This window comes from Leisingera sp. McT4-56 (genome assembly GCF_020514995.1).
In the GTDB taxonomy this organism is placed as follows: domain Bacteria; phylum Pseudomonadota; class Alphaproteobacteria; order Rhodobacterales; family Rhodobacteraceae; genus Leisingera; species Leisingera aquaemixtae_A.
Map to the genome: position 1 here is coordinate 38,130 of NZ_JAJALF010000011.1, position 17,466 is coordinate 55,595.

The 17,466-nt window shown below is 64.5% G+C and carries 20 protein-coding genes; 10 read left to right on the plus strand and 10 right to left on the minus strand.

What is annotated here, in order from left to right:
* Positions 1–91: 91 nt before the first annotated feature.
* A complete protein-coding gene (locus LHL23_RS13535) occupies positions 92–859 on the minus strand; it encodes a DUF1013 domain-containing protein (protein WP_222479860.1) in 768 nt (255 codons plus the stop codon).
* 146 nt (positions 860–1,005) lie between these two features.
* On the opposite strand from LHL23_RS13535, the gene LHL23_RS13540 reads away from it, so the two are divergent.
* The 3 genes from LHL23_RS13540 (at position 1,006) to LHL23_RS13550 (ending at position 3,408) form a co-directional block, all read left to right on the plus strand.
* Positions 1,006–1,650 (plus strand): ribonuclease T2, encoded by a 645-nt coding sequence (locus tag LHL23_RS13540; RefSeq protein WP_226430245.1) that lies wholly within the window; start codon positions 1,006–1,008, stop codon positions 1,648–1,650.
* A 74-nt stretch (positions 1,651–1,724) separates the two neighbouring features.
* Positions 1,725–2,261, plus strand: coding sequence for a hypothetical protein (locus LHL23_RS13545; RefSeq protein WP_226430246.1), 537 nt, complete (start codon positions 1,725–1,727; stop codon positions 2,259–2,261).
* Positions 2,262–2,550: 289 nt separating this feature from the next.
* Positions 2,551–3,408 carry a DUF2189 domain-containing protein gene (locus LHL23_RS13550; RefSeq protein WP_226430247.1) on the plus strand — a complete coding sequence of 286 codons (858 nt, stop codon included), beginning with the start codon at positions 2,551–2,553 and terminating at the stop codon, positions 3,406–3,408.
* A gap of 71 nt (positions 3,409–3,479) precedes the next feature.
* Here LHL23_RS13550 and LHL23_RS13555 read toward each other — a convergent pair whose 3' ends face one another.
* The 3 genes from LHL23_RS13555 to LHL23_RS13565 all read right to left on the minus strand — a co-directional run bounded on the left by LHL23_RS13555 (position 3,480) and on the right by LHL23_RS13565 (position 6,271).
* Positions 3,480–4,463, minus strand: coding sequence for an NAD(P)H-quinone oxidoreductase (locus LHL23_RS13555; RefSeq protein ID WP_226430248.1), 984 nt, complete (start codon positions 4,461–4,463; stop codon positions 3,480–3,482).
* Between the two features lie 138 nt (positions 4,464–4,601).
* Positions 4,602–5,417: a methyltransferase domain-containing protein gene (locus LHL23_RS13560; protein WP_222479870.1), complete on the minus strand. Its 816-nt coding sequence runs from the start codon at positions 5,415–5,417 to the stop codon at positions 4,602–4,604.
* A gap of 152 nt (positions 5,418–5,569) precedes the next feature.
* A complete protein-coding gene (locus tag LHL23_RS13565; RefSeq protein WP_226430249.1) occupies positions 5,570–6,271 on the minus strand; it encodes a COQ9 family protein in 702 nt (233 codons plus the stop codon).
* Positions 6,272–6,390: 119 nt separating this feature from the next.
* On the opposite strand from LHL23_RS13565, the gene rpsU reads away from it, so the two are divergent.
* The gene (rpsU, locus tag LHL23_RS13570; RefSeq protein WP_005614280.1) at positions 6,391–6,597 is read left to right on the plus strand and encodes a 30S ribosomal protein S21; all 207 of its coding nucleotides are present in this window, start codon (positions 6,391–6,393) and stop codon (positions 6,595–6,597) included.
* Positions 6,598–7,309: 712 nt separating this feature from the next.
* A complete protein-coding gene (locus tag LHL23_RS13575) occupies positions 7,310–8,341 on the plus strand; it encodes a CAP domain-containing protein (RefSeq protein WP_226430250.1) in 1,032 nt (343 codons plus the stop codon).
* A gap of 67 nt (positions 8,342–8,408) precedes the next feature.
* Here LHL23_RS13575 and ppk2 read toward each other — a convergent pair whose 3' ends face one another.
* The gene (gene ppk2 / locus LHL23_RS13580) at positions 8,409–9,326 is read right to left on the minus strand and encodes a polyphosphate kinase 2 (RefSeq protein WP_222479876.1); all 918 of its coding nucleotides are present in this window, start codon (positions 9,324–9,326) and stop codon (positions 8,409–8,411) included.
* 243 nt (positions 9,327–9,569) lie between these two features.
* Here ppk2 and LHL23_RS13585 point away from each other — a divergent pair, with 243 nt between their 5' ends.
* Positions 9,570–10,409, plus strand: coding sequence for a CPBP family intramembrane glutamic endopeptidase (locus tag LHL23_RS13585; protein ID WP_226430251.1), 840 nt, complete (start codon positions 9,570–9,572; stop codon positions 10,407–10,409).
* 57 nt (positions 10,410–10,466) lie between these two features.
* Here the strand turns inward: LHL23_RS13585 and LHL23_RS13590 are convergent, their stop codons facing one another.
* Complete coding sequence (locus LHL23_RS13590; protein WP_222479880.1) at positions 10,467–10,925, minus strand: Lrp/AsnC family transcriptional regulator; 459 nt, start codon at positions 10,923–10,925, stop codon at positions 10,467–10,469.
* 138 nt (positions 10,926–11,063) lie between these two features.
* Between LHL23_RS13590 and ald the strand changes: the two genes are divergently transcribed.
* The 4 genes from ald to LHL23_RS13610 all read left to right on the plus strand — a co-directional run bounded on the left by ald (position 11,064) and on the right by LHL23_RS13610 (position 15,012).
* Positions 11,064–12,182, plus strand: coding sequence for an alanine dehydrogenase (gene ald, locus LHL23_RS13595; protein WP_222479882.1), 1,119 nt, complete (start codon positions 11,064–11,066; stop codon positions 12,180–12,182).
* 143 nt (positions 12,183–12,325) lie between these two features.
* Complete coding sequence (locus LHL23_RS13600) at positions 12,326–12,922, plus strand: LysE family translocator (RefSeq protein WP_226430252.1); 597 nt, start codon at positions 12,326–12,328, stop codon at positions 12,920–12,922.
* 175 nt (positions 12,923–13,097) lie between these two features.
* The gene (locus LHL23_RS13605) at positions 13,098–14,009 is read left to right on the plus strand and encodes a hypothetical protein (RefSeq protein WP_226430253.1); all 912 of its coding nucleotides are present in this window, start codon (positions 13,098–13,100) and stop codon (positions 14,007–14,009) included.
* 196 nt (positions 14,010–14,205) lie between these two features.
* Positions 14,206–15,012: a mechanosensitive ion channel family protein gene (locus tag LHL23_RS13610; protein WP_226430254.1), complete on the plus strand. Its 807-nt coding sequence runs from the start codon at positions 14,206–14,208 to the stop codon at positions 15,010–15,012.
* A gap of 57 nt (positions 15,013–15,069) precedes the next feature.
* On the opposite strand, the gene LHL23_RS13615 is transcribed toward LHL23_RS13610, so the two are convergent.
* The 4 genes from LHL23_RS13615 to LHL23_RS13630 all read right to left on the minus strand — a co-directional run bounded on the left by LHL23_RS13615 (position 15,070) and on the right by LHL23_RS13630 (position 17,451).
* Positions 15,070–15,615: a hypothetical protein gene (locus tag LHL23_RS13615; RefSeq protein WP_226430255.1), complete on the minus strand. Its 546-nt coding sequence runs from the start codon at positions 15,613–15,615 to the stop codon at positions 15,070–15,072.
* A 206-nt stretch (positions 15,616–15,821) separates the two neighbouring features.
* Positions 15,822–16,352: a GNAT family N-acetyltransferase gene (locus LHL23_RS13620; protein WP_226430256.1), complete on the minus strand. Its 531-nt coding sequence runs from the start codon at positions 16,350–16,352 to the stop codon at positions 15,822–15,824.
* On the minus strand, positions 16,349–16,798 hold the full coding sequence (locus LHL23_RS13625; protein WP_226430257.1) for a YtoQ family protein: 450 nt from the start codon (positions 16,796–16,798) through the stop codon (positions 16,349–16,351). The genes LHL23_RS13620 and LHL23_RS13625 overlap by 4 nt, the downstream gene beginning before the upstream one ends.
* Complete coding sequence (locus LHL23_RS13630) at positions 16,789–17,451, minus strand: phosphoribosyltransferase (protein ID WP_226430258.1); 663 nt, start codon at positions 17,449–17,451, stop codon at positions 16,789–16,791. Before LHL23_RS13630 ends, LHL23_RS13625 begins: the two co-directional genes overlap by 10 nt.
* Positions 17,452–17,466 lie beyond the last annotated feature (15 nt).

Genomic DNA, 17,466 nt, shown 5'->3' on the forward strand with positions numbered 1-17,466 from the left:
CAATTCTAACAGAAAAAGCCGCAAATCCGGAGCATCGGATTTGCGGCTTTTTAATGATTTAGCGCTTGCCGGCCCGGCCGGCAGGCCCGGATCAGTACCGGTTGTCCTCTTCGTCCTCGTCGTCATCGCTGCCGGCAGGAAGGTTGAAGAAGCTGTCGGCATCCAGGATGTCGTCTTCCTTCTTCTCGTCTTCCGCGCTGGAGCCACCGCCCAGGGTGAAGGTTTCCAGACCTTCGATGGCGGTCGGGATCTTCGGCTCGGCTTCCATCTCCAGCGACTGCTCGGTGGAGACCAGCTTGCGGCGCTCGTCGTCGCTCATCACGCCGCCTTCGGCTGCTTTCTTGGCTGCCGCCTTCTGGACTGCCGCATCCAGCTCGGACTGTTTGCACAGGCCCAGCGCAACCGGGTCGATCGGCTGCATGTTGGCGATGTTCCAGTGGGTGCGCTCGCGGATCGACTGGATGGTCGGCTTGGTGGTGCCCACCAGCTTGGCGATCTGGCCGTCCGACAGTTCCGGGTGGAACTTGACCAGCCACAGGATCGAGTTGGGGCGGTCCTGGCGCTTGGACAGCGGGGTGTAGCGCGGGCCGCGGCGCTTTTCCTCGCCGGCTGCGGCCGGGTTGAACTTGAGCTTCAGCTTGTGCAGCGGATTGGCCTGCGCCTTGTCGATCTCGTCCTGGGTCAGCTGGTTGTTGGCCACCGGGTCAAAGCCCTTGACGCCCACCGCCACTTCGCCGTCGGCAATGCCCTGGATCTCCAGCTCGTGCATGCCCACGAAATCGGCAATCTGCTTGAAGCTGATCGTGGTATTGTCCACCAGCCACACGGCGGTTGCCTTGGCCATCAACGGTTTTGCCATGTGCTCATCTCCTTAAAACACCTCTGGTCCCCGGATACATCTCTCCCGCCGCCTGAAATGGCGTCCCCGGCGATCCGGGGCAGGTTTCCGTTGTCGGGGAACTTGCGACCTATATAGTCGGCTTCATTGCATAAGGAAAGAGGCCAATGCGCAAGTTATTGCTGGAGTTTGCCGCCGTTCTGGCCGGTTGGGCCACGTTTGCCGCAGCGGACGGCGAACAGGTCGGCGACTTCGACTATTACGTGCTGTCGCTCAGCTGGTCGCCGAACTGGTGCGCGCAGGAGGGCGACGCCCGGGGCGCCGACCAGTGCGATGCCCGCCATGACCATGGCTGGACGCTGCACGGGCTTTGGCCGCAGTACCACCGCGGCTGGCCCAGCTACTGCCGCAGCGCCGAGGCGCCGCCGAGCCGCGCCATGAGCCGCGGGATGGCAGACATCATGGGCAGCCCAGGCCTCGCCTGGCACCAGTGGAAGAAACACGGCACCTGCTCCGGCCTTAGCGCGCAGGCCTACTACACTCTAATGCGCGAAGCCTATGGCCGCGTCACCCGCCCCGCGGTGTTCCGCAAGCTGGACAAACCCGTCACCCTGCCTGCCGCGGTGGTGGAGGAGGCCTTTCTCGAGGACAATCCGCAACTCAGCCCCGACAGCCTCACCATCACCTGCCGGAAGGGCGCCATCCAGGAGGCCCGCATCTGCCTGTCCAAAGCGCTGGAGCCGGTGCCCTGCGGCCGGGACGCGATCAGGGACTGCACGCTGAAGAACGCGCACTTTGCGCCAATCCGCTGAGCCTGCAGGACGCCCGCGCCGCGCCAATGACATTCCAGCGCAAATTTGATAAGGTATGCGCAGGAGAAACTAAGATGAGGGTTCTCGTTTCCCTTCTGCTGTCTGTTGCTGCGGCACCATCTTCTGCGCAGGACGGCCTGATCGCAGGCCGCATTACCTGTCTTGCGGATGGCAGCCACTATGTCGCCTCGGACGGGTCCCAATCCGGCATGAAGAACGGGCGCAGCAGCAGTCTTCCAGCTGAGGCTTCCTTGATCTTTGAATACGTGCTTGATCACTCCGGCCGCCTGGAGGTCTTCTTCCGGGAGGAAAACCGCGAGTCTGTCTATTTCGAGGATCCTTTTCTGGCTCAGGGTTTCAAAGGCTTCTCGCCCTTCACAGACGTGGCGGAGTTCAGGTCGAACTACCGCGAGTTCTCCTTTGCCCGCCATCACATCAACTACAGCGGCAACGACCAGCTATTCCTGAAAAAATGCTCTGGAGCCGATTGGCGCGGCCACTATGTCCAGACGTTCGTCGGGGGCCGCCACACACAGGTCACGAACCTGCTTTGCCAAACGGAAGTGGACGCCGTTGATGAGGTTCTCGCCCGCCTGAGAGGGATGAACTAGGCCGGAAACCTCCGCCCGGCCGGCAGCCCTCCGGCCTTTCCACGCAGTTGGTGCCGCAAGCCCGAAACAGCCCGCATTTCCACACGCCTGAACCCATGCGCAAACTTGCCTGCCACCTCCGCTTTCCGGTCCCGCCAGCGGCCGTTGCCAAGCGCCCTCCCCGGTTTCACGGCGGTAAATGGCCTGTGAAGCGGACTTTGCCGCGTTTCGTGCTACAATAAGCCCACGTGCCGCGCCCGGCCCTGCCTGAACGGCACTTCCGTTTTGGTCAGCGAGAAGGAGGAAGCGCATGGCAAAAACAATCGGTAACCCGCTCAGCTGGCTTCTGCAGGGTGCAGAGACCACCGGGCATCATATCAGCGAAACCGTGGGCGAAATGGGCAGCGACGGCGTTAAGTCGATGCCCAAGGCGCGCAAGCTGACCATGGACGACATCATCCACTCGCTGGCCGCAGGGCTGGAGGATTTTGCCGCCTGCCGCAGCGACGCCATGTTCCTGGTGCTGTTTTACCCGATCATCGGCATTGCCCTGATCGTGATGAGTCTGTCGATGAACCTCCTGCCCCTGATCGTGCCGATGATCATGGGCTTTGCAATTCTGGGGCCGGTGGCCGCGGTCGGGCTTTACGAGATGTCGTCGCGCCGCGAAGCCGGATTCGAACCGCGCTGGATGGATGCCTTTGGCGTCATCCGCTCGCCCGCATTCGGCGCCATTCTGGTGCTCGGCCTGTATCTGGCGGCGCTGTTCATCATCTGGCTGGTGGCAGCCGACATGATCTACAGCCGCACCCTGGGGCCGGAGCCGCCGGAATCGATCGCCAGCTTCGCCGCCGCTGTTCTAACCACCCGCGAGGGCTGGATCATGGCCATCACCGGCAGCGCAGTCGGCGCGGTCTTTGCCTTTGCCGCTCTGGCGATGAGCCTGGTGTCCTTCCCGCTGCTGATGGACCGCCATGTGGGCCTGCCGGTGGCGGTGGCAACCTCGATCAAGGTGCTGCGCAAGAATCCGTTGGTCTGCATGACCTGGGGCGTTATTGTCGGCGCCTCGATAGCCGTCGGATCGATCCCCTTCCTGGCCGGGCTGATCATCGTCGTTCCGGTGCTAGGGCACGCGACCTGGCACCTGTACCGGCGCGCAGTGGATTAAGGCCGCGGCAGACAGCACGAAAAAAGGGCCGGCACCAAGGCCGGCCCTCTTCAGAACGCCATCCCTGAAGATCAGCCGACCTTCAGAACGATCTTGCCGATATGGCCGGAGCTTTCCATCCGGGCGTGGGCCGCTGCCGCTTCCTCCAGCGCGAACTCGCTGTCCATCACCGGCGCCACCTTGCCCGCCTCGATCAGCGGCCAGACCGCTTCGCGCAGGTCCTGAGCGATCTGCGCCTTGGCCAGATCGCTTTGCGGACGCAGGGTGGAACCGGTCAGGGTCAGCCGCTTGACCATCATCAGGGCAAAGTTCAGCTCCACCTTCGGCCCTTGCAGAAAGGCGATCTGCACCAGCCGCCCGTCCTCGGCCATCGCCTTGACGTTGCGCGGTATGTAGTCGCCGCCAACCATGTCCAGCACCAGATCGGCGCCGCCCTCGTCCCGCAGCACCTTGACGAAATCCTCGTCGCGGTAGTTGATCGCCCGCTCCGCGCCCAGATCCAGGCAGGCCTGGCATTTCTCATCCGACCCCGCGGTGGCAAACACCCGCGCACCGAACGCCTTGGCCAGCTGGATCGCGGTGGTGCCGATGCCGGATGAGCCGCCATGCACCAGGAACCGCTCCCCGGCTTTCAGCCCGCCGCGGGTGAAAACGTTGGACCAGACGGTAAAGAAGGTTTCCGGCAGGCAGGCCGCCTGTTTCAGGTCCAGCCCCGCAGGCACCGGCAGGCAATGGGCCGCGGGCGTTGCCACGTACTCCGCATAGCCGCCGCCGGGCAGCAGCGCGCAGACCTGATCGCCCGCCGCGATGCCGCTGACGCCTGCGCCCACCGCCACAACCTCGCCCGAGGCCTCCAGCCCCGGCAGGTCGCTGGCGCCCTTGGGCGGATCATAAGCACCTGCGCGCTGCAGCGCATCGGGGCGGTTCACACCGGCATAGGCCACCTTGATCACCACCTCGCCATGGCCCGCCTGCGGCACCGGGCGCTCACACAGCTGCAGCACCTCCGGCCCGCCGGGTTTGGTGATCTCCACCGCGCGCATCATCTCTGTCATCGGCTGATTTCCTCCTGATCCTTGCCTCTTGCCTAGCATCAGCCCCGATGCGCGCAAACAGCAAAGGCGCCGCAGTTGGTGCGCTTTGCGGACAGCCCGGTCCGGGGACCCTTTATCAGCAGGACGGTTTCCCCGTTGTCAGGGCTTGCGCAGGATATAGGACACGAAGTTGCAGGATCCGAAAAAGGTTCCCGCCTCAGAGGCAGCGTGATGCGTCTCCGACCACCGCCGTGCGTCCTCTTCGCCGATATGCCCCGCCGCCACCATCGAAGGCCTGTAGCTGTCCAGCATGCTCTCGAAAAACTCCGCCTTGCCTGCCTCGGCGAGAATCTCAGGCAGAAAACCCACCAGTTCCAGTCCTGCCACGGGGACCAGTTCGGGGAACTGGCGCATCGCACGCGGGTGGGCAACAACTGTCTTCAACAGAGCCTGCAGCGCTGCATCGTTCAAGTCCGGATCGCCGGCGCCGAATGTGATTGATGCGTAGTCGCCATCAAAGACCACGACATGGCCTCCGGGCGCGGTCACGCGGGCGGCCTCCTTCAAGACCTGGGCAGGGCTGGTGACGTGGCTGAGCAGTGTATGCATTACGACGAGGTCATACTGGTTCTGGTTTTCCCTGGTGCCGTGACTGTCGGCAACTTCGAAAGAGATCCGGCCGCCGAGGCCTTCTGCGGCTGCCAGGCGGCGGGCCACCTCGATAAGCCCGGCGGAGAAGTCGGTCCCTGTCAGACTTGCCTCGTCAGTAAGTCTTTCGGCCAAGGCCCGCGTGACTACGCCGGTTCCGCACCCCATGTCGAGCACTTCACGGCACTGCTCCAGCGGCAAGGAGTCAAAGTACCGTTCGCGCATGGCGACAAACGCCGGATAGGTTCCCCGGTACTCAAGACGGTCAACGACCATCTGCAGTTTTTCACTGTCGAGCTGATCGAGCGACTGAAATATATCCGCCATAGGTCTTCCTTTCCGATTGGAACGCCAAGCAAAGGGAGCTTGGCACCAATTCTGGAATGACAGCGGCAATCTGTCCACAGCAGCACCCGCGGGCCGGTGAAGCAAGTTTTGCATCCAGCGGCAGGCGGCAAGTCCGCCCGGCTGATACGGTCTTACCGCCGCGGGTTCAGCGACCCCGGCAAATCATCGCGCGCCTTCGGCGGCTTGATCTGCTCCGCCAGCCAGTTCGGCCCGGCCAGCAGGGGTTTCAGCAGCGGGTTCTTCTGCAGCCCGGCTTTGAGCTTCTCGAAATCCATCACATTGTCGATGCGCCGGTCGAGGAAGTCCCAGGTCGCCTGGTGGTCCAGGCTGTCATCGCCCAGCCAGTAGAGCACGGTGGCGGAATAGACACCGGCCAGCGAAGCGCGCTTGGTGTACCAGTTCAGATCATCCGAGCCGTCGCCCAGCGCCTCCCAGATCAGATCGCAGGTGTTCCAGATCGCCTTGACGCCGTCGCCTGCGTATTGCGGCAGGGTCAAAAGGGTGGTGCCGCGGCGCACCGCTTCCTTGTCATCGACCGCCTCCAGCCGGAAGCGCACCGCTGCCGCCACCTTGTCGCGGAACCTGAGCCCCGACAGGTCCTCGCTCTCCAGCCGCTCCAGCATCCGCGAATCGCCGCGCGCGTGATAGGCCAGCGCCAGATCGACGCCGCCGCGCGGGCACACCGCATGGGCCAGCACCTCCGGCACGCCGGCATCGTGGCAGGCGGCGCGGAAGGTCACCTCTGACCAGCCGTCAAACGGCACATGCATCAATGCCGCGTCCAGCAGCTTTTCCTTGATGTCATCCTGTGCGTGATCGTGGTCTTCACTCATCTCAGCCTCCCGCTGGCAGCGTCCTGACACCCTACTAGACAAAATATACGCGCTTTGCTATACGGCCACTTCCTGCAATTTCCTTGCAACTCAAAACTTAGAAAGGTGGTGAATACCACATGCAGGTTAGTGTTCGCGACAACAACGTCGATCAGGCGCTCCGTGCCCTGAAGAAAAAGCTGCAGCGTGAAGGCGTCTTCCGCGAAATGAAGCTCAAGCAACATTTCGAAAAGCCGTCCGAGAAAAAAGCGCGCGAGAAAGCTGAAGCGATCCGCCGTGCCCGTAAACTGGCACGCAAGAAAGCCCAGCGCGAAGGTCTGCTGTAAGCACACCTGGCTCTCCAGCTTTGGACAGCACTAAGGCAGGTCTTCCCGATCCGCCGGAACATACGTTCAGACGACCCCCGCGGCCCCGCCCGGGGGTTTGTCATTTTCGGCACCCCGTTCGGCTAGCTCCGCGCCCCGCCCTGGCCTAGCGGGTTGCACCCAAAGGCGCACAGGCAACGATAGCGAATTAATTCGAATTACATCTTTAGGGTGTATTTCATGCCGCCTCTCTGCTATTAAGAGAGCACGGCTGGGCAGGCCGGTTGCGTTTCCCTAACCCTTGCCCCGCCGGCCGGGCTTGGAACACCCGGTTTCCTGAAACCCTGGGCAGGCGGCGCTTCCCCCCGATTACCGGCGCCGGTCTTGGTCCCTGCAAACAAGGCTCGCCTCCCGGGTTTCCCTTTCTTCCGGACGCTGCCACCCCCCGGCGGCGTCCGGGCGCTTTTCCCAACTGCCGGCCCCGCCAGCCTGCCGCCCGCGCCGCTGCCGAATCTCTTACCATTCGGCTGCCGATCCTTGCGGCGGGCCTCCGCCCGGCCCGCCATGACCCCGGCGCCAGGCCGCCAGACAGCTGCAACGCGCAGGAATCCGCGTACCCATCCCTGCACTTCGGGCAGAGCTTTGCCGTAAATCCGCCTTTTCCCGGCCCTGAGCTTCCGGCCCCGCCAGTTTCCGGTAACCGGACTGCGCAACACTCACGGAGCAGTAAACGATGTCACAGGCAAGCGATCTCGAGCGGCAAATGCTCGAGCTGATCAACGCAGAGCGCACCTCGCGCGGGCTGAACCCGGTTCAGCTGGAGCTGCGGCTGAACGATTCCTCCGAAGATCACAGCGAATGGATGCTGCAGCAGGATGTGTTTTCCCACACCGGCGCGGGCGGCTCCAGCGCAGGCGACCGCATGGAAGACGCAGGCTTTGTCTTTTCCGGCAGCTGGACCTGGGCCGAAAACATTGCCTGGCAAAGCGAGCGCGGCGCGCCCGGCCTGGCCGATGATGTCATCGACCTGCACAATTCGCTGATGAACAGCCCCGGCCACCGCGCCAACATCCTGAACGCCAATGTCGAGGTGATCGGCATCGGCATCGAACAGGGCAACTTCAACGGCTGGGACGCGGTGATGGTGACCCAGAACTTCGCCAGGACCAGCGCCCCCTTGCAGCTCGACACCGGCGGTTCGGGCGGCGGCTCAGGCAGCGGCGCCACCGCCGGCGATGACAGTTTGACCCTCAGCAGCGCAGGCAGCCTGGACGGTCTGGCCGGCAACGACACCCTGACCGGCAGCAGCGGCGGCGACAGCCTCAGCGGCAATGACGGCCGCGACAAACTGCTGGGCAAGGCCGGCAGTGACGGGCTGAACGGCGGTTCGGGCAACGACATCCTGCGCGGCAACGGCGGCGCGGACGACCTGAACGGCGGCAGCGGCAATGACAAGCTGTTTGGCGGCTATGGTAAAGATACCTTGGACGGCGGCAGCGGCAACGACAGGCTGACCGGCAAGAACGGCGGTGATATCTTCGTCTTCAGCAGCGGCAGCGATACCGTCACCGACTTCAACCCGAACGCCAGCGGCGAGGTCATCGATCTGGGCGCGGCCACCGGCATCAGCAGCTACAGCGACCTGATGAGCAACCATACCCGCCAGACCGCTGACGGGGTGCTGATCACCGACGGCGACGGCGACAGCATGCTGCTGGCAGGCATCACCGAGCAGCAGCTTCAGTCAGGCGATTTCCTGTTCTGACATCCCCACCGGGCAAACAGCAAAGGGGCGCGCCGCGGCGCGCCCCTTTCAGCATTTGCATCAGCCCTCAGTAAATCTTCGGCACATACAGCTCATCCGGCAGAACCTGGCGTTCATAGTCCGGGTTGTACTTTCGGTCCGGCAGATCCACCTTCTCGCCCGGCACCTCTTCATAGGGGATCTTGGTCAGCAGGTGCTCAATGCAGTTCAGCCGCTCGCGCTTCTTGTCGTTGCCCTCGACGATATACCAGGGGGCCTCGGGGATGTTGGTGCGCTTGAACATCTCCTCCTTGGCCTTGGTGTACTGTTCCCAGCGGATCCGGCTTTCCAGGTCCATCGGCGACAGCTTCCACTGCTTCATCGGGTCGTGGATGCGCATCATGAACCGCAGCTGCTGTTCCTCGTCCGTGATCGAGAACCAGTATTTCAGCAGGATGATGCCCGACCGCACCAGCATCCGCTCGAATTCCGGAACGTCCTGAAAGAACTGTTCCACCTGGTCGTCGCTGGCAAAACCCATCACCCGCTCGACGCCGGCGCGGTTGTACCAGGAGCGGTCGAACAGCACGATCTCGCCGCCTGCCGGCAGATGCGGCACGTAGCGCTGGAAGAACCATTGGCTCTGCTCGCGGCGGTTAGGCGCCGGCAGCGCCACCACCCGCGCCACCCGCGGGTCCAGCCGCTGGGTGATCCGCTTGATCACCCCGCCCTTGCCCGCCGCATCGCGGCCCTCGAACAGGATACAGACCTTGGCGCCGGTGTGCTGCACCCAGTCCTGCACCTTGATCAGCTCCGCCTGCAGCCGCAAGAGGTTGCGGAAATAGACCTGCCGGTCGAGCATCTCCGGGTGCTGCTCGCGGTAGATCTTGCGGATCTCCTGGCTCAGCATCGGCTCGGAAAACTCGATCTCGATGTCTTCGTCCAGCGTGTCCTGCAGTTCCGCTTCCAGCCAGTCCAGAGAGGCGGTCTCATATTCGCGGGTCACAGACGGGTTCCTTCCTTGTCAGGTGGTGCAAACGCCGCCTTCTAGCAGCGCCATATGACGGAGTGATGTCACGCGGGGGGCCGGGCGGCTGGCGGTTGCATCTGCACCGCCGGCCCCTGATGGCCTCGCGGCAGCATCCTTCTCCAAGGCAAGCGGAATTCCCGGCCGGGTTCAAGCGCAAAAGCCGCGGGCCACCTGCACAACCCGCTGGAAACCAGGCGGATGAGCGGATTATCTGCAGCCATGAGCTTTGTTCTGACCTCCCTGCCCCAAACCTGGCCCTGGCTGATCCTGATGGCGGCGCTTACCGCGGGCTGGGCCGGGCGGCGCGGGCTGGCCTTCGCCCTGCTTGCGGCCTTTGCCGGGGCCGCGGTTGCGTCCGGGCATCTGACGCCGCTGGCGCTGATGGCGCTGGTTACAGGCTTGCTGTTTGCCGCCTTCATTCCCAGAACCCGCGGGCCCGCCGGGCTGATCGGCCACGCCGTGCTGGTGCTGTGGTCGCTGGCCCTTGGCGCGCATCTGCTGCCGGGGGTGCAGAACCTGTCTGTCCTCGACCAGGTCCGGGCCACCCCCGCCAGCGCCCCCTACTCGCTGCATCTGAACATCGACAAACCGCTGGTGTTCTTCTCACTGCTGCTGGCCTGGCCCGCCCTGCTGCAACGCAATGACCCGGCGGGGCGCCCCGCCTTGGCCGCTGGCCTGCTGCTGCTCGCCGCGTTGCTGCCGCTGGCCCTGCTGACGGGCGCGCTGCGACTGGACCCCGGCCTGCCCGAGTGGACCCTCCTGTGGATGGCCTCAAACCTGCTGCTCACCTGCCTGGCAGAGGAGGCCTTCTTCCGCGGCTACCTGCAGCAGGGCCTTTGCCGCCGCTTCGGGCCAGCCGCGGGCATCGCCACCGCCAGTCTGCTGTTCGGCCTCGCCCATATCGGCGCCGGGCCTGCGGTGGCCGCATTCGCAACGTTTTTGGGGCTCGCCTGCGGGCTGGGCTACTGGGGGGCGGGCCGGTTCCGGGTGCCGGTGATGATGCATTTCGCGTTCAACCTCACCCACCTCCTGCTGTTCACCTACCCCGGCCCGGCCTGATTGCCACCCAAGCCGGTGCACAGGGGGTGCACGCGTGCCACCACCCGAAATCCCGCCTCAGACCGGCAGCGCCGTGGTCTTGAACACCGTCCGCAGGGCAAAGCTCGACTGCATCTGCGCCACCCCCGGCAGCCGCGCCAGATGCTGGCGGTGGATGCGGGCGAAATCCTCGGTGTTCTCCGCCACCACCTTGAGGATGTAGTCCGCGGTCCCCGCCATCAGGTGGCACTCCAGCACGTCCGGGATCCGCGCCACCGCCTTCTCGAAGGCGTCCAGCACCTCATCCGCCTGGCCCTGCAGCGTGATCTCGACAAACACCGTCGACGGCACGTTCATCTTGCGCGCATCCAGAAGCGCGACATAGTCGCGGATATAGCCCTCCGCCTCCAGCCGCTGCACCCTGCGGTGGCAGGCCGAGGCCGACAGGTTCACCCGCTCCGACAGGTCCGCGTTGGAGATGCGCCCCTGCTTTTGAAGCACCGAGAGAATGCGACGATCTGTTTCGTCCAGCGACATTTTGCGAAGATCCTTGCTGTGTTCCGCTATATTACGCGAAGATTCTTCGAAACGCATGTTTTTATTCTGCCCAAATAAGCAGCACATTTTGCGCTGCCTGCGGCAATATGACCGCAGAGAGTTTGAGGAGATACTCACATGAAAATCGGCTGCCCCACCGAAATCAAACCGCAGGAATTCCGCGTCGGCATGACCCCGGACGCGGCCCGCGAGGCCGTCCTGCGCGGCCACGAGGTTGTCATCCAGCAAGGCGCGGGCCTCGGCGCCGGCTTCACCGACGAGGACTATGTCTCCGCCGGTGCCGCGATCCTGGACACCGCCGAGGAAATCTTTGCCACCGCCGACATGATCGTCAAGGTGAAGGAACCGCAGGCGGTTGAACGCAAGATGCTGCGCGAAGGCCAGCTGCTGTTCACCTACCTGCACCTGGCACCCGATCCGGCACAGACCCACGACCTGCTGGAAAGCGGTTGTACTGCAATCGCTTACGAGACCGTCACCGACGACCGCGGCGGCCTGCCGCTGCTGGCGCCGATGTCGGAAGTGGCCGGCCGCCTGGCACCGCAGGTTGGCTCCTACACCTTGCAGAAGGCCAACGGCGGCCGCGGCGTGCTGATGGGAGGCGTCCCCGGCGTGGCCCCGGCCAAGGTAGTGGTGATCGGCGGCGGTGTCGTCGGCACCCATGCAGCCAAAATCGCAGCCGGCATGGGCGCGGATGTCACCATCCTCGACCGTTCGCTGACCCGCCTGAAATACCTGGACGACGTGTTCGGCCGCACCTTCAAGAACCAGTACTCCACCGCCGGCGCCACCGCCGAACTGGTGCGCGACGCCGACATGGTGATCGGCGCGGTTCTGGTCCCCGGTGCGGCAGCCCCGAAACTGGTGTCCCGCGCACAGCTGTCCGAAATGAAGCCGGGCGCGGTGCTGGTGGACGTTGCGATCGACCAGGGCGGCTGCTTCGAGACCTCCAAGGCAACCACCCACGCCGACCCGATCTATGAAGTCGACGGCATCATGCACTACTGCGTGGCCAACATGCCGGGCGCCGTGGCGCGCACCTCGACCCAGGCCCTGGGCAACGCCACCCTGCCCTTCATGCTGAACCTGGCCAACAAGGGCTGGCGCCAGGCCTGCGCGGATGACCGCCACCTGCTGAACGGCCTGAACGTGCACGCCGGCAAGCTGACCTACGCCGCCGTCGGCGAGGCCCTGGGCCTCGACGTGCTGGCGCCGGAGCAGGCGCTCAAGCAGTAAGCCCGCGCCGCGGACAGTGAAAACAGACAGCAAAGCCCCGCCAATCCGGCGGGGCTTTTTTGCTTGCCTGCCTTTGCGCAAGAACCGGATCGACCCGGCCGGCAGAAAAGCCATTTCTGGAACCGCACCAAGAGGTTTTCCAGATGCTCCAGACAACCGCCGCCCTGATCCTGTTCCTGTTCCCGCTCGCCTACAGCCCCGGCCCCGGCAACCTGTTCTTTGCAGCCAATGCCGCGCGCTTCGGATTCGCTGCAACGGTGCCCGCCAATGCCGGGTACCACCTGGCAACCTGGGTGGTGACGGCAGCAATCGGCTTTGGCTTCGTCACAGCGCTGGACCGGGCGCCGCAACTCTTTGCCGTGCTGAAGACGGCAGGCTCCCTCTATGTCCTGTGGCTGGCCTGGAAGCTGCTGCGGGCCGAAGTGCTGAAGGGCGCGCAGGCGCCGCAGCCGGCCAGCTTTGCCAGCGGGGCCGCACTGCTGGTGCTGAACCCCAAGGCGTATGTGATCATCGCCCTGATGTTCTCGCAGTTTCTGGAACCGGATGCACCGGGAACCGCGGCGCCTGTGCTGTGGATCACCACCGTGTTCACCCTCAACAACCTGCTGGCCTTCACGGTCTGGGCCCTGGCGGGCGGCAGCCTTGCAAAACTGTTCCGGACCTCCGGCGGCGCCCGCAGCCTGAACGTCCTGTTCGGTGTCATTCTGGCCGGGGTTGCGGTCTGGATGCTGCTGTCCTGAGGCCGGAAGGCGGGGCATCCTCTGTTCACCCAGCAGCAACAATCGGCAGGATTTGTTCCCGGCCAAGCGGTTTTTGGATCGCCCCAATTTTGTTAAAAATGCGGCAATTTTGTGAAACGCGGCATGCCCGGACAGCACCGGCCGGCAGGGCAAGGCCGTTCAGCTTTTTCCGGTCATGACTGAAAGCACACCGATGCCCGATAGCTCCAAAGTCTTTACCTACGAGGTGGATGGCCTCGCCTACACCGTCACCGTTTATGAGGAAAACGGTGCGTTTTTCGCCGATATCACTGTCGATGAAGGCGCCATGGACGTGAACGCCATCTATTTCGGCGACGATGATTTCTCCGGCTCCAGCGCCTCCCTAAAAGGGCCGCTGAACATGAACGGCGCCAGTCTTGACGGCGAGAAGGTTCAGTGGGACGAGGCCACAGCGCTCAGCGATCCCGGCCTTGGCCCGGAGGGCGAGGACAAGGAAACCTATCTGCAGACCGGCGACACCCTGACCGTCTCCCTGGACATCGGCAGCCTGGACGAGATCGACATCTTCGGTATCCGCGCCACCTCCACCAGCACCGACGCAGGCTCCATCAAGGGTGTCAGCGACGACCCCGATGAACCGGAAGAGCCGGAGGACCCGGAAGAGCCCACTTTTGAAAAGGTCTTCTTCGGCGAGGTGTTCACGGCGTCCGGCGACCCGCAGGGCGGCACCTACATTCTGGACGAAGAGCCCGATCCGAACCCCTATGGCAACCTGGCCCTGCCCGAAGGCACCGAGCCGGTGTTCGAGAACTACCTCAGCTTTTTCCTGTCCGATGAGGTCGGCGGCGATCTGGCCGCGGTGCAGGGCGTGGTCTTCTATGGCACCGGCGAGGACGGCTATCCGGAAGAGCTGTTCCGCATCGAGGCGCCGGAAGGCGGCTTCCAGGACGCTGATGAGCTGCTGGCGGCCTATGACGATGCGCTCGAAGGGACTGAGGATCTGTCCGGCCAGGACCTGATGGCGGCGCTGAGCCTGGACGACTATGCAGAGCCGGAACCGGCCGGCGAGGAAGAGCTGGACGCGGAAGAGTTCGACCTCGCCTGACCTGCAGGCGGGCGCCCGGCCACCCTGCCGCCCGGCTCCGGGCGGCAGCGCACGCATCGTTCACCGCATCCTGTCCAGCTCCACCCCAAAGGGTTGAGCCGCATCCGCGTGATCTTTCCCCGCTGCGCCCTATTGCCACAGCGCTCTGCTTGCACGACAGTCCGGCGCACAAGAAAAACCGTTAGGGACAGCGGACATGGAACAACTTATCGAACAGGCGGGCGCGCTGTGGCCGCTGCTGGTGGCAGGGGTCAAGGCGCTGGTGGTGCTGATCCTCGGCTGGATCGCAACCGGCTGGATCAGCGCCGCTGTGCGCAACCGCATCAACAAGACACCGCAGATCGACCCGACGCTGGGCAATTTCGCCGCCAGCATGATCCGCTGGGCGCTGCTGGCGGTAGTGCTGGTTGCCATCCTCAACATCTTCGGGATCGAGGCCACCAGCCTGGTGGCGATGCTGGGCGCCGCCACCCTGGCCATCGGCCTGGCGCTTCAGGGCACGCTCAGCGATCTGGCAGCGGGCTTCATGCTGGTCCTGTTCCGCCCCTACAAGATCGGCCAGTATGTCGACATCGGCGGCACCGCCGGCACGGTGAAGGACGTGAACCTGTTCGTGACTGAACTGGCGACGCCCGACAACGTGCAGATCATCGTTCCCAACGGCCAGGCCTGGGGCTCTGTCATCACCAACTTCTCGCACCACCCCACCCGCCGCGTCGACATGGTGTTCGGCATCGACTACGGCGACAGCGCCGAGACTGCCAAGGCAATCATCCTGGCTGCGGCCAATGCCGATTCCCGGGTGCTGCAGGATCCGGAACCCTGGGTCCGGGTCACCAATCTGGGCGACAGCTCGGTCGATCTGACCGCGCGGGTCTGGTGCAAGGCCGAGGATTACTGGGAGCTGAAATTCGCCCTGACCCAGGGTGTGAAGGAAGCCTTCGATGCCAAGGGCATCTCGATCCCCTATCCGCATTCGGTGGAAATCAAGAAAGCGGGCTGAGGGCCCCCGCCCGGCTTCGGCCCCTGCCGGGGCCGCATCCCGCCTTTGGCGGGGCGCTTACCTGTCCTGGGGCGTCCGGGCGGCGGTTCTGGCCTTGGCCTCCGCCTGGCGGGTGCGGGCCGCGCGGGCCCGCTCCTGCCGCCTGTCGTCCGGCTCAGCAGGCGGCATGCCGCACAGCACTGTCATCCCGTCTTCATCCACAAAGGCCCACTGCGCTGCCATCAGCTGATAGCTCTTCACTTCCCAGCCGGACTCGTCGGGCTGGAAGCGGAACCGCCAAGTGCCGCGCACCTGCACCGGCAGCCGCAGCCGGCTGATCTGGTTCATCGCCTCATGGCCGTTCAGCGCCGACCGCGCTCCCTGCATCCGCAGCTTGCGCATCCGCTCGACCAGGCTCGCGGCCTCGCGCAGGCGGCGGCCGGCGAAAACCACCTCGATCTCAGCGCCCGGCTGGACAATGCCTTTCACCACCAGGTCGCCGCGGTTGTTGCGGCTGAACACCGGCACCAGCTCCACCGGCACATCGCGCACCTCGCGCTTGAACAGCCCCGTGTCCTCGATCAGCGGCGTGATTTGCGAAGCAGGTCTGCGGCGGTTTGTCATTAAGAGGGCTCAAACACCGCCCTGAAAAACAGTGCGGCGCCTTATTTAGTGTTCCAGTCTCGGGACGAATGTAGGCCGCTCCCGTTAAAGAACCGTTGAATGGGCTGCAAACCGCCCTGCAAACCGCACCGCCCGCACCACAGCTTATGGCCAGGCAAAGCGCCGCAAAAATTCAAGTTTCAGTTGTACGCCTGCACTCTCCGGCGTCACCGCCGGGAAATTGCCCGCTTCATGACCAGCGTGGGATTGCCCCGGTACAGGGCCTCGCCAGCAGGCGCATAGCCCAGCTTGCGCGCCACCCTGTGCGACACCGTGTGGGACGGGTCAAAGATGCAGGCGGTCTCCGCCCAGTCCGTCATCTCTGCCGCCCATTGGTGGATGCGGCCCACCGCCTCGGTGGCGATACCCTGCCCGTGCACCCCGGGCGCCAGCACCCAGCCCGCTTCCGGCACATCCGCCAGCGGCGGCTCCATGCTGCGCTGGTAGTTGGCAAAGCCCACCTCGCCGACAAACCGGCCGCTGCCGCGCAGGGTGACCGCCCAATAGCCGTACCCCAGCGCCTGCCAATGGCCGATATAGCGCAGCAGCCGGGTCCAGCTTTCCTCCGGCGTGGAAGGCTTGCCGGAGATGAAACGCACCACCTCCGGCTCTGCCCAGAGCGTGGCCACATCATCAAAATCCTGCACCCGGTGCGGGCGCAGGATCAGCCGCTCCGTCTCGAGCACCGGTGGCGTCATGCAGGCAGCTTGCCGGTCAGAACATAGGTGAGGATTTCGACCACCTGGCGCGGCTCCGCCGCCACCGCCAGCGCGGCGGCGTGGACCTCTTTCAGCGCGTGCTGATGCTCCGGCGGGCTGAGCACGATGATCGACTTGCCCAGCGCCGCGGCATAGCCCGCGTCAAAGGCCGCGTTCCACTGCTTGTACTTGTCGCCAAAGCGCACGACCACCACGTCGGCGTCGGCAATCCCCTTGCGGGTGCGGATCGCGTTGACCATCGCGCCCTTGTGGTCGTGCCAGTACTTGTTTTCCTCGGCGCCCAGCACCGCCACCCCGCAATCGTCGCTGGCGTCGTGATCCGTTACCGGCGCGCTGAAGCTCACCTCCAGCCCCTTTGCGCCTTCGATGATCTGCTCCCGCCAGTCGGTGTGGATCTCGCCCGAGAGATAAACATTCAATGCCACGTCTTGTCCTTTCCTGCGCCAGCCTGCGGGGCCGCGGCCAGGGCGGCCGTGACCTCGTCATCGCTGGTTTGCTTAAAATCCCTGTAATGCGCGCCGACCGCCCAGAACTCCCTGGGGCTCAGCAAACAGACCAGAGTATCCACCAAGGGGCGCAGTTCGTCCACCGCTTCCGGCGGCGCCACCGGCACCGCCAGGATCACTTCCGCAGGTTTGCGCTCCTTGAGCCAGAAATGCGCGGCCATGAAGGTGGCGCCGGTGGCAATCCCGTCATCCACCACGATGACCGTGCGGCCTTCCAGCTCCACCGGCGGATGCCCCTGCAGATAGCGGGCGCGGCGGGCGGCGTTCTCTTCCCGCGCCTGGGCCACCTGGGCAGCAAAATCCTCCGGTTTCATGCCAGTGGCCTGCAGCAGGGCGCCGTTGAATATGGGATTGCTGCCCTCAGCCAGGGCGCCTGCAGCCAGCTCCGGATTGGAGGGCATGCCGATCTTGCGGATCAGGATCAGGTCCATGGGGGCCTGCAGTTTCTGCGCGATCGGCAGCGCTACAGGAACCCCGCCCCGCGGCAGCGCCAGCACCACGGGATCCGTCATCGGCAGTTCAGCCAGTTTCTCGGCCAGCTGAAGCCCGGCAGAAATCCGGTCCTCAAACATGTCAGCCTCCACCCC